This is a genomic window from Arthrobacter luteolus NBRC 107841 (genome assembly GCF_001552075.1).
Taxonomy (GTDB): domain Bacteria; phylum Actinomycetota; class Actinomycetes; order Actinomycetales; family Micrococcaceae; genus Arthrobacter_B; species Arthrobacter_B luteolus.
This window is the reverse complement of record NZ_BCQM01000002.1, coordinates 455172-472717: the sequence shown is the minus strand read 5'-3', so window position 1 is coordinate 472717 and position 17546 is coordinate 455172. Positions and strand designations below refer to the sequence as shown.

The window sequence follows — 17546 nt, the reverse complement described above, 5'->3', positions numbered from 1 at the left end:
GGACAGGAACAAAAACGGGTGTGAGGCCGGCCAGGAGGCCAGCCTCACACCCGTTAATGGATCCGCTCCTAGGCCCTGCCCACTGAATCGAGTGCCTCGGCGATTGGAGTGTCGCCATTAATGAACTCGATAAACGTGCCAACCGTGGCCGGCCGGTCCAGCACCGCCGCGGCGACGGCTGCCACATCCGCCCTGGAGACGCTTCCGTCCTGGCCGGGGCCGATGCTGATGCGTCCCGTCCCCGGATCGTCGGTGAGCACGCTGGGGCCGAGGATGGTCCAATCCAGGCCGCTGCCGCGCAGATAGCTGTCTGCCGCAGCCTTGGCCTCGGCGTAGGCGAAGAAACTGTTGTCCTCGGGCACGCCATGGTCCTTGCCTGCTCCCATATAGGACACCATGACGTACCGGCGCACCCCGGCCTGCCCGGCCGCGTCAATGGAACGGATGGCGGCGTCGCGGTCCACGGCGTAGGTACGCTCCGCCGAACCGCCGCCTGCACCTGCCGACCAGATGACGGCGTCCTGGCCGGCCAGCCGCTCCGCGATGCCTGCAGTGTCCAAGGATTCAACATCGGCCACCACGGGTGCAGCGCCGGTGGCGGCGACTTCGGTTACATGGTCTGGATTCCTGAACAGTGAGGTGACCTGGTGGCCTCCTGCCGCCAGATCCTTTGCCAGCTGCAGCGCCACTTTTCCATGACCGCCAATGATTGCCACTCGTGCCATGTTGCTCCTCTCATCGGGATGTACCCGGCAAGCATAAGCATACTTAGTGATCCGCCGCAGGGTTCTTCAGCCGCCGGCTGAACCAGGGCGGGGGAGCCGCAACAGGACCGGCGGAGGCCAAGTTGGCACCACGGACGAACAGCAGCCCGGGGAGGATGGTGCATGGCGGCGGTGCTGGCTAGTATCCAGAAGTGGCGCCGGGCTCTGCCGGGCCAGCCTGCAGGCTCCACCGGTTGAAAGGATGCCCATGTCCACTGCCACCGCAGAAGCCGGCCTCACCGTCCAGACCAGTGAAGGCCCGGTCCGGGGACGTGTCCGGGGTCAAACGCGCTCCTGGCGGGGCATTCCCTATGCGGAAGCGCCGGTCGGTGAGCTGAGGCTGCGGCTGCCTCGCAGGGCGCGGCCCTGGCACGATGTCCTGGACGCTTCCGGATACGGCCCGTGGGCACCGCAGCGCACCCGCCGCATGCTGTCCGCCGCGGGTCCCGGTACCCCCATGAGTGAAGACTGCCTCACGATCAATGTCACGGCCCCGAAGGAACCCTCGGCCGAGCCGCTGCCTGTACTTGTCTTCCTGCACGGCGGTGCCTTCAGTTCCGGGTCCGCGGCCATGGACCTGATCGACGGATCCGCGCTGGTGAGCGGAGGGAACGTCCTTTTCGTGGCGATGAACTACCGCCTCGGGGCGCTGGGATTTATGGACTTCCGCGCCTACTCCACACCGGAACGGCCCTTCGACGCCAATCCCGGCCTGGCGGACCAGGTGGCCGCGCTGGAGTGGGTACAGCGGAACATCGCGGCTTTCGGGGGAGACCCCGGCAACGTCACGCTCTTCGGCGAGTCTGCCGGGGCCACTGCTGCGCTGACCCTGATGTGCGTCCCGGCGGCAGACGGACTTTTTCACCGCGCTTTCCTGCAGAGTCCGGCCGCAGGAGCGGTCTACGGGCCGGAGCTTGCGGCCCAGTGGGCCGCTGAGTTCCTCGGGATCCTCGGTATCGGGAGCGGCGGTGCCGCGGAGGCGCTGAGCGAGCTGCCGGCCGCGTCGCTGGTTGCGGCAGCCGATAAGCTGGCCGGAAAGATCACACCGGATGCGCAGCCCGGAGCGCGGAGCCTGGCGCCGGTAGTGGATGGTTCCTTCCTGCCGCTGCACCCCCTGGATGCCTATGCCCAGGGCGCCGCTCAGCGTCTTCCGCTCGTCCTGGGCACCATGGACAACGAGGGCACGCTGTTCGACAAATTCCATGACATCCTGCCTACCTCCGCTGAACGCATCGAGAAAATGTTCGCCCTGACAGAACCCGGTCTCCGTGATGGCGTGACAGCGGCGTACCAGGGCTACCCGCACAAGCGGCAGGCAGTCGAGCTGGGAGGCGACGCCGTCTTCTGGCACCCGGGGATACAGCTGGTCCAGGCCCATTCGGAGTACGCGCCGGCCTGGTGCTACCGGTTTGACTATGCGCCCCGCGCCGCCCGCCTGGCCGGTTTGGGGGCAACACACGGATTGGACCTGCCGGCAGTTTTTGGCACCTACGGCTCAGGGGCGGGCAAGGTGCTGGTGGGGCTGGGGAACCGGCGCACCGCGGCCAACGTGGGGCACCGGTTCCAGGCTGCCCTGCTGCGGTTCGCGAAGAGCGGCGTGCCCGGGCCCATGTGGCCCAAATACGACACGGCTTCCCGCCGGACCAAGATCTTTGACCGGTACGACCGCATCGAACTGGATCCCCGCAGCGCCCGCCGGAAGGCCTGGAACGGCTACCGCGGGTACCGGTAGGCCGAACCCGCTGCTGCAGCCCGGCCCCGCCAGGCCGGTGCGGCAGCAGACACGGCGCCGCATAGGATTGTTGGATGACCGCAACACTGCTCACCCGGGAACTTTCCGGGGGCCACGCCCACCGCGTCCTCTTTTCGAACCTCTCACTCACAGTTGCCCCGGGCGACGTCGTCGGAGTGGTGGGTGCCAACGGTGCCGGTAAGTCCACCCTCCTGAAAATCCTGGCCGGAGCTGCGGAACCGATGGGCGGCGAGGTTCAGCGGCACCCTACGGACGCATTCGTCGGCTGGCTGCCGCAGGAACACGAGCGGGTTCCCGGGGAAACCGTGGCCGCCTACATTGCCAGGCGGACAGGGGCTGCCGCAGCCACCGCAGCCATGGAGGCCGCCGCGGAGGAACTGGGGGCGGAAACCAAAGGCGCAGACGACCGGTATGCGGCGGCCCTGGACACCTGGCTGGCATCGGGTGCCGCGGACCTGGAGGAGCGGATGCCGGCCGTCCTGGCGGAACTGGGCCTGGAAACCGGTCCGGAAGCCCTAATGACCGGTCTGTCCGGCGGCCAGGCAGCACGGGTGGCGCTGGCCGCGCTGCTGCTCAGCCGCTTTGACATCGTGCTGCTGGATGAACCCACCAACGATCTGGACCTCGATGGTCTGGCAAAGCTTGAGGAGTTCGTCCGCGGCCTTCGCGGCGGCGTCGTCCTGGTGTCCCACGACCGTGAGTTCCTCGCCCGCTGTGTCACGCGGGTGGTGGAACTTGACCTCGCCCAAAACCAGGTGGCGGTGTATGACGGCGGATATGACGCCTTCCTCGAGGAACGGGCTGTGGCAAAGCGCCATGCCAGGGAAGCCTATGAGGAGTTTGCCGGGCGGAAGGCAGATCTGGTTGCCCGGGCCAGGACCACCCGTGAATGGAGTTCGCAGGGCGTTCGCAACGCCATGAAGAAGTCTCCGGACAATGACAAAATCCGGCGGAAGGCCAGCACGGAGTCCTCTGAAAAGCAGGCGCAGAAGGTCCGGCAGATGGAGTCGCGGATCGCCCGCCTTGACGAGGTTGAAGAGCCCCGCAAGGAGTGGCAGCTCCAGTTCAGCATCGCTCCGGCGCCCCGGTCCAGCACTGTGACCGCGGTGCTGAATGAAGCCACGATCCGGCGCGGCGGCTTCACGCTGGGTCCGGTCTCGCTTCAGGTGAACGCCGGTGAGCGGATCGCCATCACCGGTCCCAACGGGGCCGGGAAGTCGACGCTGCTGCAGATGCTGCTGGGCAGGCTGGAACCCGGTGCCGGCACGGCGACGCTCGGCGCTTCCGTGGCGGTAGGCGAAATTGACCAGCTGCGCGGCCAGCTCCGGGCGGACGAGTTGCTCGCCGATGCGTTTGAGTCCTGCGTTCCGGAGATGAACCCGGCTGAGGTGCGCACTTTGCTGGCGAAGTTCGGCCTCAAAGCGGACCAGTCGTCAAGCCTGGTGGGTGCGCTGTCGCCGGGCGAGCGGACCCGTGCGGCCCTGGCGCTGCTGCAGGCACGCGGGGTAAATCTGCTGGTCCTGGATGAGCCCACCAACCACCTGGATCTCCCGGCCATTGAGCAGCTTGAAGAAGCATTGGAAAGCTATGCCGGAACTCTGCTTCTGGTAACCCACGACCGCCGGATGCTGCAGAACGTGCATCTGGACCGGCTCTGGCTGGTGCAGGACGGAACTGTAGCCGAACGTTAGACGGCAGAACGTTAAGCGCCTGAGGCAGTTTCTTTCGCAAAACTGTGACTGGTGTTAAACATGTGATAATAGTTACTCAAGGGTGGCAGCTGTGTCATGGATGATAACTGCGCCACCGTCTCGCGGGGGAAAGAAGTTGTCATGGCTTCGACGAGCACATGGATGTCAGCTCAGCCAACAGCCGCAGTCCGGCGCGCCGAAAGGCCGCCGGCCGCACTGCGCATGATGGACATACCGGTCCTGATGACCGTTTGGATGCTCTGCGTCCTGACAGACTGGTCAACACCGGCCAAAGTCCTCCTCAACGTGGTGGCAGTGGGACTGCTCTGCCTGAAGGAGGTAGCCGTCCACCGGTATCTCCAGAACCGCCGGTTCCAGCCGGCCCCCCGTCCGGTTCTCCTGCGGCGGGTGCCTGAGCCCGCATACCAGGACTGATCCGGCAGGAATTTCCGCCCCCCGGCATCCGGGTGCGGCCGCCCGAACCTTTCGCCGGACTCTGGTCCGGGGCCTGCAGCGGGGCCTATCGTTGATATGCGCGGCACTGGTCCTGGACGAACACCTCCGGTGGTGCAAAGTGCATCAGAAAGGGACTGCGCCCTTCGCGCGGCGCCAAAATTGCTGAAGCCGGGACCGTAAAGGTCATACCAGGCGCTGCAATGCGCCGCCCCGGTGGAAGGTGAGCCATGTCCCTGGACATTTCAGCGCTGGAGGTGGAAACAGCCAACGGCTGGGTCCGCGGAACGGTCGACGACGGAGTGCGCACCTGGCGCGGTATTCCCTACGCTGCACCTCCACTGGGTGACCTGAGACTGCGGGCACCGGAGCCTCCCGCCAGCTGGACCGGAGTGCGGGACGCCTCTGAATTTGGTCCCATTCCGCCGCAGCTGCGCGGGATGTCGCTGAAACGCTCCCGCCGCCGTCCGCTGATGGGCGAAGACTGCCTGACCGTCAATGTCAGCTCGCCCCTGGACCCGCCGTCCGGGCTGCTGCCGGTCCTGGTGTATTTCTATGGTGGTGCGTTCAGTTCCGGCTCCTCGGCGGTGCGCACCTACCGCGGAGCCAACTTGGTCCGCAGCGGCGGTGTGGTCTACGTCTGCCTCAACTACCGGATCGGCGCGCTGGGGTTCATGGACTTCACCAGTTTCTCTACTCCTGAGCGGCCCTTCGATTCCAATGTTGGACTCCGGGACCAGGTGGCGGCACTGGAATGGGTTAACCGGAATATCGCTGCCTTCGGCGGTGATCCGGACAACGTAACCATCTTCGGCGAGTCTGCCGGCGGGATATCCGTCACGGCGCTGATGTGCATCCCCTCCGCAGCCCCCTACTTCCACAAGGCCTTCGCCCAGAGCCCGGCACCGTCCGGCGCCTACTATCCCGACATGCACGAGCGCTGGGCACTGGACCTGCTTGAAATCCTCAGGGTGGACGAATCAGATGCAGCGGAAGCGCTCAGCACCATCTCCGCCGCCAAACTGGTCAGCGCGACCCGGGAAATGACCACCAAGATCGGGCCCGTGGTCCAACCCGGCACGCTCAGCGTGTCTCCGGTGATCGACGGCCGCTTCCTGCCCCGGCATCCGATCGACACGTTCCTGGACGGTCAGTCCGCGCCCAAACCCATGGTTCTGGGCACCATGGCCCAGGAAGGCGCGCTTTTTGCGAAACTCGACAACATCCTGCCTTCCACACCGGAACGGATCGAGCGGATGTTCGCCGGAACGGACCCCGCGGCCCGGGACCGTGTGGTGGCGGCTTATCCGGGCTATCCGTCGCGGGAACGGTCCGTGGAAATGAGCGGTGACCTCGTTTTCTGGTACCCCAGCCAGATGGTGGCCGAAGGCCACTCACGCATCGCCCCCACCTGGACCTACCGGTACGACTACGCCACCCGGCTGATGAACCTCCTGGGGCTGGGGGCAACCCACGCATTCGACGTGCCCGTGATGTTCGGCGAAACGAATGAGCGGATGATGCGGGCGCTCTCGCTCCTTGGCGGCATGGACGAGCTCAAGGAGCTTTCCGCCCGGTTCCAGGGGTCGCTGCTGAGCCTCGCCCGCAGCCACCTTCCGGGCGAGGACTGGCCGCGGTATGAGGAAAAGAACCGGCACACCAGGATCTTCGACGTGGAGGACCGGATCGAGTCCGATCCCTTCGCCGAACGCCGGGTCGCGTGGCAGGGCTACCGCGGCTACATCTGAGCCGGGACCAGCCATGGAGTCCCCGGCGGGCCCGTGAGAGGGTTAAGCCAGCTTGCGGTTTTGCCTGTCTGAACAGATCTGACGAGGAGCCAGCATGAGTGCACATTACGACGTCGTGGTCCTGGGGGCCGGCCCGGGCGGTTACGTGGCGGCTATCCGGGCAGCCCAGCTGGGACTCAGTGTTGCCGTGGTGGAGGAAAAATACTGGGGCGGTGTCTGCCTGAACGTGGGCTGCATCCCGTCCAAGGCACTGCTGCGCAACGCAGAGCTGGCCCAGCTTTTTACCCGGCAGGCCGGCACCTTCGGGATACGCGGTGAAGTCAGCTTCGACTACGGCGCGGCCTATGAGCGCAGCCGGCAGGTGGCCGAGGGCAGGGTCAAAGGGGTCCACTACCTGATGAAGAAGAACAAAATCACCGAGTACGACGGCCGGGGCAGCTTCAAGGACGCCCACACGATGGAGGTCAGCCTCGGCAAGGGCGGAACCGAGGAACTCACCTTCGACCATGCCATCATCGCCACCGGTGCAACCGTCAAGCTGCTTCCGGGCGTGGAGCTGAGCGAGAACGTGGTCACCTACGAGACCCAGATCCTCAGCCGGGACCTGCCCGCAAAAATGGTGATTGTGGGAGCGGGCGCGATCGGCATGGAGTTCGGCTACGTCCTGCGCAGCTACGGCGTGGACGTGACCATCATTGAGTTCCTGGACCGTGCCCTGCCGAATGAGGACGCCGACGTTTCCAAGGAAATCACCAAACAGTACAAGAAGCTCGGCATCCCCATCCATACCTCAGCCAAAGTGGAAACCGTCACGGACAACGGGTCCTCAGTCACGGTCACCTACACGGATAAAGCCGGCGCAAAGCAGACCATTGACGCCGACCGGGTGATGATGTCCGTTGGGTTTGCACCGCGGCTCGGCGGCTTCGGCCTCGAATCCACCGGGGTGGAGGTCACGGACCGCGGAGCCATCGCCATTGATGACTACATGCGCACCAGCGTGCCGGGCCTGTTTGCGATCGGGGACGTGACCGGCAAACTCCAGCTCGCACACGTGGCGGAGGCCCAGGGGGTGGTCGCGGCTGAGACCATCGGCGGCGCTGAGACGATGCCGCTGGGGGACTACCGGATGATGCCTCGGGCCACCTTCTGCCAGCCGCAGGTGGCCAGCTTCGGGCTCACCGAGCAGCAGGCACGGGATGAGGGGCACGACGTCCTGGTCAGCACCTTCCCGTTCACTGCCAACGGCAAGGCCCATGGCCTCGGGGAACCGGTGGGCTTCGTCAAGCTGATTGCGGATTCGGCCTACGGTGAGTTGCTGGGCGGACACCTGATCGGCCCGGACGTCTCAGAGCTGCTGCCGGAACTGACCCTGGCGCAGAAATGGGACCTGACCGCCGCGGAACTCGCGCGGAACGTCCACACCCATCCCACCCTGAGCGAGGCGCTCCAGGAAGCGTTCCACGGACTGACCGGGCACATGATCAACCTCTAGCCGGCTCCCGGTCCGGCGGTCCGGTAGCGCAGCAGCAGGGTGTCGCCGCTGCGCAGCACATGTGCCAGTTCCATCCGCCGCGGCGGCAGCTCCGGGGTCCCTGCCGTTATGCGGGTCGCGTTGCCCGCAGTCATCACAGGGCTGAGGGTCAGGCAGAGGCCGTCGACCAGGCCCGCAGCCTGGAACGTGCCGAAGAGGTGCGGACCGCCTTCGCACAGGACCCGGTGGAATCCGCGTTCTGCAAGCACCCGCGCAGCCTGTTCCGGTTCCACCGTCCGGGCTCCGGCCACGGCAACGTCGGCAACCCTCTCCAAGGCTGAGCGCCGCTCAGGCGGAGCGATCGCCGTCGTCAGGATCAGCGGCCGGACGGGCGTCTGGGTAAAGAGCGGACTGAGGGGATCCAGATCCAGCGTGCCGGAGACAATGGCAAGTCCGGGGTGCGCGGGCAGGCCGTTCGCCGCCCGCCAGGCCAGCGAACCGGTATCGATCAGCCGTCCGGCGTAGCCCTCCGCACGCACAGTTCCGGCACCCACCAGGACGGCGCCGCAGGTACGCCGCAGCAGTTCGAAGACCCGGTGGTCGGCGTCGTCGCCAAGTCCGCCGGAACGCCCGTCGACCGCCGCGGCGCCGTCGGCTGACGCCACGAAATTGAAGCGGAAAACGGGGCGGTCCGTCCGGGGCGGACCTTCATCCCAGGCGTAGGCGTCCAGCAGCTGCTCATCGCTGAGCCCCTCCGGAGACCCCGGGACGGTAATCACCGCGTTCATTCCTTGGCCGCCGGTTCATTGACATCGCCCATGTTGTGCCTCAGATAGGCCGGCTCCCGCCAGCCAAGGATGGCTTCAGTCATCCGAATAGCGCTGCTTGCGGCGGTAACGTTGTGCATCCGCAGGATCCGGGCTCCGTTCATGATGCTGGCTACTCCGGCCGCGAGCGAGCCTTCCACCCGTCCGGATTTCGGCGCATCCAGGGTTTCGCCGATGAAGTCCTTATTCGAGACGGCGGCCAGCACCGGGTAGCCGATTGCCGCTATTTCGGACAGCCGGCGGGTCAGCTCCAGTGAATGGAGGGTGTTCTTGTTCAGGTCGTGCCCGGGGTCAATGATGATCTTCTCCGGCGGGACCCCCAGTTCCTGGGCATAGCCGCTGCGCCGGCGGAGGAACTCCGCCACCTCGGCGACGACATCTCCGTACTGCGGACGGGGGTAAACGGTGCGCGGAGCTGCCAGGCTGTGCGTGATGACCAGATGGACGCCGGCGTCGGCGGCCACCCGCGCCAGATCGGCATTGTGCAGCCCGGTGGTGTCGTTGATGACCGTGGCACCGGCCTCGATGGCCGCCTCTGCCACTGCCGGGAGGAACGTGTCGGCGGAAATGATCACGTCCGAGGATGCGCGGACCGCCTGGATAACCGGTACCACCCGCGCCGCTTCCTGCGCTGCGTCCAGGGCCGGCCCGGGGGCGAAGGGAACGCCTCCAATATCCACCCAATCGGCGCCGTCGGAAACTGCCTGGAGCGCGGCGCCCACAGCGGCGTCCAGCGCATAAGTGGCACCTGCGTCGTAGAACGAGTCCGGAGTCCGGTTGATGATGGCCATCAACGCCACCCGGCGGCGGAAATCAAGGGTCCGGCCGCCAAAAGTATGGACCGGGTGCAGAAGGGACGGCTCATAGCCGGCTGCCTGCGGACCGGCCGATGCCGCTCCGGAGCCGGGACCGGAGCCGCCGGGGTGGGGTGCCATGCTGTTCAGACTCATAATTGCATCCTACGGTGGAGCTCACCCCGGGAAATGTCTCCTCGTCGGAAGGTACCCCATGGAACTGCCGCTTATGCCGCCGGTTGAGCCCATGCTGGCCAAGGCCGTTGACGGCGTCCCCGAAGGCAGCTTTGCGTACGAACCCAAATGGGACGGCTTCCGCGCCGTGGTCTTCCGCGATGGCGGGGAGGTGGCGGTCACCAGCCGCAACGGACGGGCCATGAACCGCTATTTTCCGGAGCTTGTGGACGCCTTCCGTGACGGGTTGCCGGAAAAGTGCGTGCTGGACGGCGAGATCATCCTGGTCAGCGCCGATGGCACGCGGCTGGATTTTGATCAGCTGCAGCAGCGCATCCACCCCGCGGCCAGCCGGGTGGAACTCTTGGCCAGGCAGACGCCCGCCGCTTTCGTGGCGTTCGACCTGCTTGCCCTGGACAGCCGGGACCTGACCGGCCAGCCGTTCCAGGAACGCAGGGCAGCACTGGAATCCGTTCTGAGAACCGCCGGCGGCAGGCTGCACCTGACCCGGCAGACCCTGGACCCGGGAACCGCCCGGGACTGGTTCAGCCGCTTCGAAGGGGCAGGATTGGACGGTATCCTCGCCAAACCCCTGGAGGCGCCGTACCAACCGGGCAAGCGGACCATGCTCAAGGTCAAGCACCGCCGCACGGCCGACTGCGTGGTAGCCGGCTACCGCGTGCACAAGAGTGGGGAGGACCGGATCGGTTCCCTGCTGCTGGGGCTTTACGACGACGGCGGGGTCCTCGCCAATGTGGGTGTTATCGGTGCCTTCCCGATGGCCCGCCGCCAGGAGCTGTTCGAGGAACTGCAGCCCCTGGTGACCTGGGACAGCGCCCATCCCTGGACCGAGGCGGAGCAAACCGCCGGAACCCGGACTCCGCGGAACGCCGAAGGCAGCAGATGGAGCGGGACGAAGGACCTGTCCTTTACGCCGCTGCGCCCGGAGCGTGTTGTGGAGGTCGCGTACGACCATATGGAAGGTCCGCGTTTCCGGCACCCGCCCAGTTTCGTCCGCTGGCGCCCTGACCGGGACCCGGAATCCTGCGGCTACGCCCAGCTCGAAGAAGCCGTGCGGTTCGACCTCGCCGACGTGCTTCAGGTGCCGGAGGGCTAGCGCTGCCTCCTTGACACGGTCCGGGGACGGGAGAACCCTGAAACGAGGGGACCGCAGCCCGCGACACCGGAGGGACGTACCACCATGCGCGCCGGCAAAATCGTGATGATCGTAGCGGGCAGCCTGTTGATCCTGCTTGGGCTCGGTACCGGGATCGGCGGTGCCGCCGTTGGTTTTCTCAATGCCCGCCAGGCCGCCGGGGAGTTCCTGTCAGTGCCGCTGCCGCAGGAGGTGTATCAGGTCGATTCCCACGCCATCACGACCCAGCCGTTCAGTGTCGGGGGAGGCGTGGCCAGTGAAGATGCGGTTGGCACGATTGTGGTCCGGGGCCAGGCTGTGGCCCCGGACCAGGAACTTTTCGTGGGGATAGGTCCCACGGCGGACGTCAGCCGCTACTTCGCCGACGTGGAGCACAGCGAACTGCGGGAAGTGACGTTTGAACCGTTCAACGCCTACTTCCGCGAAATCGAGGGCACAGCCCTCCCTGCTCCGCCGGCGGAACAGGATTTCTGGGCAACAGCTTCCTCCGGAACGGGGCTCCAGGAAATGAGCTGGAACCTGGATGAGGGCAGCTGGACCGTGGTGGTGATGAACGCCGATGGCAGTGTGCCGGTGCGGGCCGAACTCCAGATGGGCGCCCGTTCAGACCTCCTGGGACCCGTGGCCGGAGGCCTGCTCATCGGTGCTGTCTGCCTGGTCCTGGCCGGGGCAGCCCTCATTATCGGCGGCGTGGTCCTGCGCAGTCATCCGCAGGGACCCGGCGGCTATCCAGGTCCAGGAGGCTACCCGGGCCCTCGCGGCTACCCGGGCCCTGGCGGCTATGGGCCAGGCGGGGCGCAGCCCGGGCCGGCGCCTGGACCTCCGCCGCACCAACCTCCGGCGCCTGGACCCCCGCCGCACCAACCTCCGCCGCCTGGACCCCCGCCGCACCAACCTCCGCCAGGCGCGGCTTTCGCCGCGGGGTACCCGGCCTCCGCTGGGCAGTCCGGCGGGTACGGAGACACCGGCGGCTCCTATCCGGCCCGGCTGCAGGGCTGGCTGGATCCGGGGTTGAGCCGCTGGCAGTGGCTCGTCAAATGGTTTCTCGCCATCCCGCACTACGTGGTGTTGTTCTTCCTGTGGATAGCTTTGTGGCCGTGACGATCGTGGCGGGCTTCGCGATCCTGTTCACCGCCCGGTATCCCAGGGCCCTGTTCGACTTCTCGGTGGGCGTGCTCCGCTGGCGCTGGCGGGTCAGTTTCTACGCAACCAGCGCACTGGGTGCTGACCGCTACCCGCCCTTCACCCTGGCCCGGACCGACTACCCGGCGGACTTCGACGTCGACTATCCGGAGCGCCTGAACCGCTGGCAGTACCGGGTCCTGGCCTACACCGCCCTGCTGCGGGACGAATATCCGCCGTTCCGCCTCGACCAGGGGCCGGAGGATTCCAGCGGTCCCGGCCGGCTCCCCGGGGCAGGGCTCCCTGGATCTTCATCACCGTAGTGCCGTGTGCCACGTCCTTTGATACCGGGCTGCGATACCCGCAACAGAGCTCTGTGAGAGTCCTCTCGGAGTACCCCTGAGCAGCGGGGTGCGGCGATATGTTAATAAATATGGAACCCGGCAATATCAATTTTCATACCCGCAAATGGGTCCGGCCTGAGGACCTGAACGCCAACGGCACCCTCTTCGGTGGCTCGCTGCTGCGCTGGATCGACGAGGAAGCCACCATCTACGCGATCCTCCAGATGGGTAACGGCCGTGTGGTGACAAAACTGATGTCCGAGATCAACTTCGTGAGCTCGGCCCAGCAGGGCGACCTGATCGAAATGGGCCTGCGGGCCACGAAATTCGGCACCACCTCGCTGACCATGCAGGCCGAAGTCCGCAACATGATTACCCGGTCCAGCATCCTGACCATCGAGCGGATCGTCTTCGTTAACCTCGACGAGCACGGCCGCCCGGCACCGCACGGCTACACCGAAGTCACGTACGACCGTGACCGCCTGCCCAAGCACCATCTTCCGGCGGGGCCGCCCCGCACGGAGGCGGACCTCCCGGCAGCATAAAAGTCACACTCAGGATCCGGTGCCCGTACCCGGGCCGCCAGCTGACAGAATCGCGGAAGGCCGCCAGAGCGGAACGAACGAGCCTTCAGCGAAGCAGGTACCCATGCACATCGACAGTCCAGCTGCCACCGGACGAAACGGGAAGCAGCGGACGGGGCCCTGGGTATTCTGGGGAGCTCTCACCGGCATCATCCTGATCGCGCTGAACCTGCGCGGACCAATTGTCGCCCCTTCGCCGATCCTGGGCCTGCTGCAGGTGGAGCTGGACCTGTCCGTAGGGACAGCGGGCCTGCTGACCAGCCTTCCGATTGCCTGTTTCGGCGTGGTGTCCTTCCTGGCGCTGCCCCTGCTGCGGCGCAGCGGACCGGACCAGGCCATCGCCCTCTGCCTTGCGGGAATTGCTGCGGGAACTCTCCTGAGGTCCTCAGGCGGTGCCGAACTGGCGCTGGCTGGCACCGTCGTCATCGGCGCTTCCATCGCCGTCGGCAATGTGCTGGTCCCCGTGGTGATCCGCCGTGATTTCCCACCGGCCCGCGTACCCCTGGTTACCGGCGTGTACACGGCGGCGATGAACATCGGCTCGATGACGACACTGATCATCACGGCACCCCTTGCAGAGGCCTTCGGCTGGCGCACGGCGCTGGTTCTGTGGAGCGCCCTGGCGCTGGTGGCGGCGCTGGCGTGGCTGACCCTGGTGGGCTGGCGCGCCTTCCTCCTTGGATCGGACGCAGCGAAGGGGAATGCTGCCCACGGAACCGGACTGGAGCCGGAAGCCGCACCCCGGCCGGGCGGCGTGCCCGCGGAACCGGCAGCCGCCGCTGCGGACCGGGCCGGCTGGCGGCTGCCCGCCGCCTGGATCCTCCTGATCGCCTTCAGCGGCCAGGCGTTCGCGTTCTACGCTGTCTCCACCTGGCTGCCCACGCTGCTCTCCGACGTCGCCGGCCTTGATCCCACGGCAGCCGGAGCAGGCGCCTCGCTGTTCCAGGGGCCCGGAATAGCCGGTGCCCTGGCCGTTCCGCTGCTCTCCCGCCGGCTCCGAAGCCGGACGCTGCTGTGGCTGACCTGCGCCGCATGGGCCGCACTGCCCCTCGGACTGCTGCTGGCGCCCTCCGGCTGGGCCGTCTGGGTCACCGTCGGCGGTGTCGCCCAGGGAGCCGGCATCACCGTGATCTTCCTGATCCTGGTGCGGCTCGGCGGGTCAACCCGCCAGGCCGGCCAGGTTTCGGCCCTGGTGCAGGGCGGCGGCTATCTGGTAGCCGCAGCCGGGCCCGTGATTCTGGGCAGCCTGAACACGCTGACCGGTGGCTGGGTCCTGCCACTGGTTGCAGTGGGCTTCAGCATCGCGGCTTTGCTGGTGGCGGGCACCTTGGCAGCGGTGGAGTCCGACGCCGCGGGCAGGTCCCAGCGGCGGGTACAGGGCTGATCTCCCTGTTCTCCGGCCCACCGGCACGGCTATCGTTCCCTGTAGGGCCGTGCACCCCTGCGCGTCCGCCCGAGGGGAAGAAGTAGATGAAGAACAACTTTGACCGCTACCGCCAGATGGCCGAGATTCTCTACCGGAACGGGCTCGGCTATCTGGTCTCGGTTTCCGGCCTGGAGTCCCGCCTGCCGTTCCGCAAACGCTCCGCTGAGGACGCCGGGAACCCCAGGATGGCCAGCCCGGAATACCTGCGCCGGGCACTGGAAGAGCTGGGGCCAACCTACGTCAAACTGGGGCAGCTGCTCTCCACCCGCTCGGATCTGCTTCCGCCGGCCTATATGGATGAGCTCGCCAAACTCCAGGACAATGCCACCCCCGCGCCGTGGGAAGCCGTCAGGGAGGAACTCCGCCAGGAAATCGGCGACGACCCCCTCAGCGTGTTCGCTTCCTTCGACACCACCCCCATTGCGAGCGCCTCCATCGGCCAGGCCTACGGAGCCCGGTTAAAGGACGGCGCAGACGTGGTGGTGAAGGTCCGGCGGCCCGGGATCGTGCCGGAGGTCGAAGCCGACCTCTCGATCCTGCAGTCCCTGGCCGCCCACGCCAGCCGGCATTGGGAGGCAGCCCGTGACTACGACGTCAAGGGATTTATGGATGAGTTCGCTTCCACGCTCCGGCAGGAAATGGACTACGTGCAGGAAGGGCGGAACGCCGACCGGTTTGCGCTGAATTTCTCCGAGGATGCCGCCGTCATCATTCCGCGGATCTACTGGCAGCACAGCACCCACAAAGTCCTGACCATGCAGCGGCTCCACGGCATGAAGGTCACCGATACGGCGGCCCTGGACGCTGCGGGAGTGGACCGCAGGGCGCTGGCCGCCACGGCTGCGGACGCGGAAATGAAGATGGTCTTCGAATTTGGCCTTTTCCACGCCGATCCCCACCCCGGGAACATCTTTGTCCAGCCCAATTCCCAGATCGGCCTGATCGACTTCGGGATGGTGGGGGAGCTGGACGATAAGCTGCGCGGACAGCTCGCGGCCCTGTTTATCGCCGTCATCCGCAAGGACCCGGAACGGATGGCGTCGGCGCTGATCCGCATGACGGTGGCCCAGACCCGTCCGGACAGGATCAAGCTGCGGACGGATCTGTCCGGACTCATCCGGCTCTATTCGGGCCGGACACTGCGGGATGCCCCGGTCGGCAAGATCATCAGCCAGGGCCTGGGCATCATCCGCAACCACCACCTCCAGCTGCCGCGCGAGGTTGCCCTGCTGCTGCGGATGCTGATTATGACCGAAGGGATGGGCGAAGTCCTGGACCCGGACTTCAGCATGGGCCAAACACTGGCGCCGTACGCCAAGCGGATGACCATGGAACAGCTGAACCCGGTCAACTATGCCAAGCGGCTGGGCAAAGCCGGGGGTGAGCTGCTTGAACTGGGCACGGAGCTTCCAGGCCAGGTGCAGCGGTTGATCAACACCCTGGATTTCGAAGGCATGGAGGTGCACCTGCGCGCAGGGGATCTGGTGCCGCTGGTGGAGCGCCTTGAGCGCGTGGGGAACCGGATGGTGGCGGCGATCTTTGCTGCCGCCTTTATCCGGGGAATCGGCGAATTGACCCTGGGCGATGCCGACCGCTGGCGTGGCTGGCAGGCACCGCTGATGGGCGCCGGGTTAGCTTCCACCGGAGCGCTTGGCGGCTACCTCGCTTGGTCGGCCCGCAAGCAGCGGCGGCGCGACGCCGGGTAGCTGCACAGTGCGGCAGCCCGGCACACGGCTGGACCCGCAGGCCGGTTAAAACGCACCAGCCGGCGGCCACGGAATGCAGCTGCCGGCTGGTGTGCCTGGAAATGGTTGGTGCGCTAGCGCAGCCCGAGCTCCGCCGTCGGAATCTTGGACGTCTCTTTCGCTGTGAGCGCGGAGATGGTGGCAACCAGGCAGATGGCCGCGGTGAACCAGCTGATGACAACCCAGCCGCCAGGCTGGAGGCCGCCGAGCGCGGCGACGATGGAGGGGGCGAATCCAGCCATCAGGAAGCCGAGCTGCGTGCCGATGGCCAGGCCGGAGAAGCGGACCCGGGCACTGAACATCTCCGCGTAGAAGGACGGCCAGACGGCGTTTGCGGCCGCGTAGCCGCAGCCGAAGACCACCACGGACAGCGTGAACTGCAGCAGTGCGTTCCCGGATTCCATGGACAGCAGGTAGAACGGCATCACCACTGCGCTGGCGACGGCACCGTAAATGAACACCGGCTTGCGGCCGAAGCGGTCCGCCGCCATCCCAAAGAACGGCTGGGTGAACAGCGCGGCCACGTTGCCCGCGACCACCAGCCAGAGGGTGATGGTGGCATCGACATTGCCTACCTCGGTGCCGTACTTGATGGCCAGGGTGCCGTAGACGGTGGAAACGGCGGCGATGAAGGCGCAGCAGATAACCCGCAGCACATCCCGCCAGTGGTGCTTCATCAGGTCGCTGACGGGCAGCTTGGCAATCTGGTTGTTTGCCTTGGCCTCCTGGAAGGTCGGTGTCTCGTGCAGCGAACGCCGGATGAAGTAGGTGACCAGGACGACGACGGCGGAGAGCCAGAAGGGGATGCGCCAGCCGATGCCGTATTTGATCTCGTCCGGCAAAGCGACAACGGGGATGAAGACGAGGGCGGCGAGGATCTGGCCGCCCTGCGTCCCGGTCAGCGTCCACGAGGTGAAGAAGGCGCGGCGGCCGTCAGGGGCGTGTTCCAGGGTCATGGAGCTGGCACCGGCCTGCTCGCCGGCGGCGGAGAGTCCCTGGGCCAGGCGGCAGAGAACCAGCAGGGTGGGAGCCCACCAGCCGATGGTGCTGAACGTCGGCAGGCAGCCAATGAGGAAGGTGGACGCGCCCATCAGCACCAGCGTGAACATGAGGATCTTCTGCCGGCCGACGCGGTCGCCGAAGTGGCCAAGAATGACGGCACCAACCGGACGTGCAATGTAGGCGAAGCCGAAGGTTGCCAGGGACATAATGCTGGCCTGGGCATCAGCATCGGGGAAGAAAACGTGCGGGAAGATCAGCGACGCGGCTGTGCCGAAGATGAAGAAGTCGTAGTACTCAACCGCGCTGCCCATGAAGCTTGCCGCAGCGGCCTTCTTCGGGGTCTTGGCGGTGGCTGCAGCGGCGTGCGGGGGCGCAGCGCTCATGGGGGGCCTCCATTGATATGTGCGGTAATCGCACAGCGGTACTTGATGCGAACACCACAATGTAACCCGCGCCATACTCAGATGCAATCACCGCTGTGCGCTTTAC

Annotated in this window: 15 protein-coding genes; 11 read left to right on the top strand and 4 right to left on the bottom strand. The window is 66.4% G+C overall.

The features are described from left to right. Nucleotides 1-68: 68 nt before the first annotated feature. Complete coding sequence (locus AL3_RS06145) at nucleotides 69-725, bottom strand: SDR family oxidoreductase (protein ID WP_066298071.1); 657 nt, start codon at nucleotides 723-725, stop codon at nucleotides 69-71. A 247-nt stretch (nucleotides 726-972) separates the two neighbouring features. Between AL3_RS06145 and AL3_RS06140 the strand changes: the two genes are divergently transcribed. The 5 genes from AL3_RS06140 (at nucleotide 973) to lpdA (ending at nucleotide 7904) form a co-directional block, all read left to right on the top strand. After that, complete coding sequence (locus AL3_RS06140; RefSeq protein WP_066298069.1) at nucleotides 973-2496, top strand: carboxylesterase/lipase family protein; 1524 nt, start codon at nucleotides 973-975, stop codon at nucleotides 2494-2496. 74 nt (nucleotides 2497-2570) lie between these two features. Next, on the top strand, nucleotides 2571-4208 hold the full coding sequence (gene abc-f, locus AL3_RS06135; RefSeq protein WP_066298066.1) for a ribosomal protection-like ABC-F family protein: 1638 nt from the start codon (nucleotides 2571-2573) through the stop codon (nucleotides 4206-4208). Nucleotides 4209-4349: 141 nt separating this feature from the next. Then, nucleotides 4350-4643, top strand: a complete 294-nt coding sequence (locus AL3_RS06130; protein ID WP_151723933.1) for a hypothetical protein — start codon at nucleotides 4350-4352, stop codon at nucleotides 4641-4643. A 248-nt stretch (nucleotides 4644-4891) separates the two neighbouring features. Next, nucleotides 4892-6409, top strand: coding sequence for a carboxylesterase/lipase family protein (locus AL3_RS06125; RefSeq protein ID WP_066298059.1), 1518 nt, complete (start codon nucleotides 4892-4894; stop codon nucleotides 6407-6409). A gap of 94 nt (nucleotides 6410-6503) precedes the next feature. After that, nucleotides 6504-7904 carry a dihydrolipoyl dehydrogenase gene (gene lpdA / locus AL3_RS06120; protein WP_066298054.1) on the top strand — a complete coding sequence of 467 codons (1401 nt, stop codon included), beginning with the start codon at nucleotides 6504-6506 and terminating at the stop codon, nucleotides 7902-7904. On the opposite strand, the gene AL3_RS06115 is transcribed toward lpdA, so the two are convergent. Both AL3_RS06115 and folP read right to left on the bottom strand, forming a co-directional pair. Continuing rightward, complete coding sequence (locus AL3_RS06115) at nucleotides 7901-8662, bottom strand: pyrimidine reductase family protein (RefSeq protein WP_066298051.1); 762 nt, start codon at nucleotides 8660-8662, stop codon at nucleotides 7901-7903. The genes lpdA and AL3_RS06115 overlap by 4 nt on opposite strands. 5 nt (nucleotides 8663-8667) lie before the next feature. Beyond that, on the bottom strand, nucleotides 8668-9660 hold the full coding sequence (gene folP / locus AL3_RS06110; protein ID WP_246168554.1) for a dihydropteroate synthase: 993 nt from the start codon (nucleotides 9658-9660) through the stop codon (nucleotides 8668-8670). Nucleotides 9661-9718: 58 nt separating this feature from the next. On the opposite strand from folP, the gene AL3_RS06105 reads away from it, so the two are divergent. The 6 genes from AL3_RS06105 to AL3_RS06080 all read left to right on the top strand — a co-directional run bounded on the left by AL3_RS06105 (nucleotide 9719) and on the right by AL3_RS06080 (nucleotide 16016). Further along, on the top strand, nucleotides 9719-10795 hold the full coding sequence (locus AL3_RS06105) for an ATP-dependent DNA ligase (protein ID WP_066298049.1): 1077 nt from the start codon (nucleotides 9719-9721) through the stop codon (nucleotides 10793-10795). An 84-nt stretch (nucleotides 10796-10879) separates the two neighbouring features. Next, nucleotides 10880-11935 carry a hypothetical protein gene (locus AL3_RS18720; protein WP_066298046.1) on the top strand — a complete coding sequence of 352 codons (1056 nt, stop codon included), beginning with the start codon at nucleotides 10880-10882 and terminating at the stop codon, nucleotides 11933-11935. Then, a complete protein-coding gene (locus AL3_RS18890) occupies nucleotides 11926-12279 on the top strand; it encodes a DUF4389 domain-containing protein (RefSeq protein WP_066298043.1) in 354 nt (117 codons plus the stop codon). Before AL3_RS18720 ends, AL3_RS18890 begins: the two co-directional genes overlap by 10 nt. 110 nt (nucleotides 12280-12389) lie before the next feature. Further along, nucleotides 12390-12845 (top strand): acyl-CoA thioesterase, encoded by a 456-nt coding sequence (locus AL3_RS06090; protein ID WP_083521492.1) that lies wholly within the window; start codon nucleotides 12390-12392, stop codon nucleotides 12843-12845. Nucleotides 12846-12948: 103 nt separating this feature from the next. Further along, nucleotides 12949-14268 (top strand): MFS transporter, encoded by a 1320-nt coding sequence (locus AL3_RS06085; RefSeq protein WP_066298040.1) that lies wholly within the window; start codon nucleotides 12949-12951, stop codon nucleotides 14266-14268. An 86-nt stretch (nucleotides 14269-14354) separates the two neighbouring features. Next, entirely contained in the window at nucleotides 14355-16016 is a 1662-nt protein-coding gene (locus AL3_RS06080; protein WP_066298038.1) for an ABC1 kinase family protein, read from the top strand. A gap of 113 nt (nucleotides 16017-16129) precedes the next feature. On the opposite strand, the gene AL3_RS06075 is transcribed toward AL3_RS06080, so the two are convergent. Then, complete coding sequence (locus AL3_RS06075) at nucleotides 16130-17440, bottom strand: MFS transporter (RefSeq protein ID WP_066298036.1); 1311 nt, start codon at nucleotides 17438-17440, stop codon at nucleotides 16130-16132. Nucleotides 17441-17546: the final 106 nt, after the last annotated feature.

Bases quoted from the DNA above. Each gene is read 5' to 3' on its own strand.
- AL3_RS06145 (WP_066298071.1), bottom strand. From the start codon at position 725: ATGGCACGAGTGGCAATCATTGGCGGTCATGGAAAAGTGGCGCTGCAG.
- AL3_RS06140 (WP_066298069.1), top strand. From the start codon at position 973: ATGTCCACTGCCACCGCAGAAGCCGGCCTCACCGTCCAGACCAGTGAA.
- abc-f (WP_066298066.1), top strand. From the start codon at position 2,571: ATGACCGCAACACTGCTCACCCGGGAACTTTCCGGGGGCCACGCCCAC.
- AL3_RS06130 (WP_151723933.1), top strand. From the start codon at position 4,350: ATGGCTTCGACGAGCACATGGATGTCAGCTCAGCCAACAGCCGCAGTC.
- AL3_RS06125 (WP_066298059.1), top strand. From the start codon at position 4,892: ATGTCCCTGGACATTTCAGCGCTGGAGGTGGAAACAGCCAACGGCTGG.
- lpdA (WP_066298054.1), top strand. From the start codon at position 6,504: ATGAGTGCACATTACGACGTCGTGGTCCTGGGGGCCGGCCCGGGCGGT.
- folP (WP_246168554.1), bottom strand. From the start codon at position 9,660: ATGAGTCTGAACAGCATGGCACCCCACCCCGGCGGCTCCGGTCCCGGC.
- AL3_RS06105 (WP_066298049.1), top strand. From the start codon at position 9,719: ATGGAACTGCCGCTTATGCCGCCGGTTGAGCCCATGCTGGCCAAGGCC.
- AL3_RS18720 (WP_066298046.1), top strand. From the start codon at position 10,880: ATGCGCGCCGGCAAAATCGTGATGATCGTAGCGGGCAGCCTGTTGATC.
- AL3_RS06090 (WP_083521492.1), top strand. From the start codon at position 12,390: ATGGAACCCGGCAATATCAATTTTCATACCCGCAAATGGGTCCGGCCT.
- AL3_RS06085 (WP_066298040.1), top strand. From the start codon at position 12,949: ATGCACATCGACAGTCCAGCTGCCACCGGACGAAACGGGAAGCAGCGG.
- AL3_RS06080 (WP_066298038.1), top strand. From the start codon at position 14,355: ATGAAGAACAACTTTGACCGCTACCGCCAGATGGCCGAGATTCTCTAC.
- AL3_RS06075 (WP_066298036.1), bottom strand. From the start codon at position 17,440: ATGAGCGCTGCGCCCCCGCACGCCGCTGCAGCCACCGCCAAGACCCCG.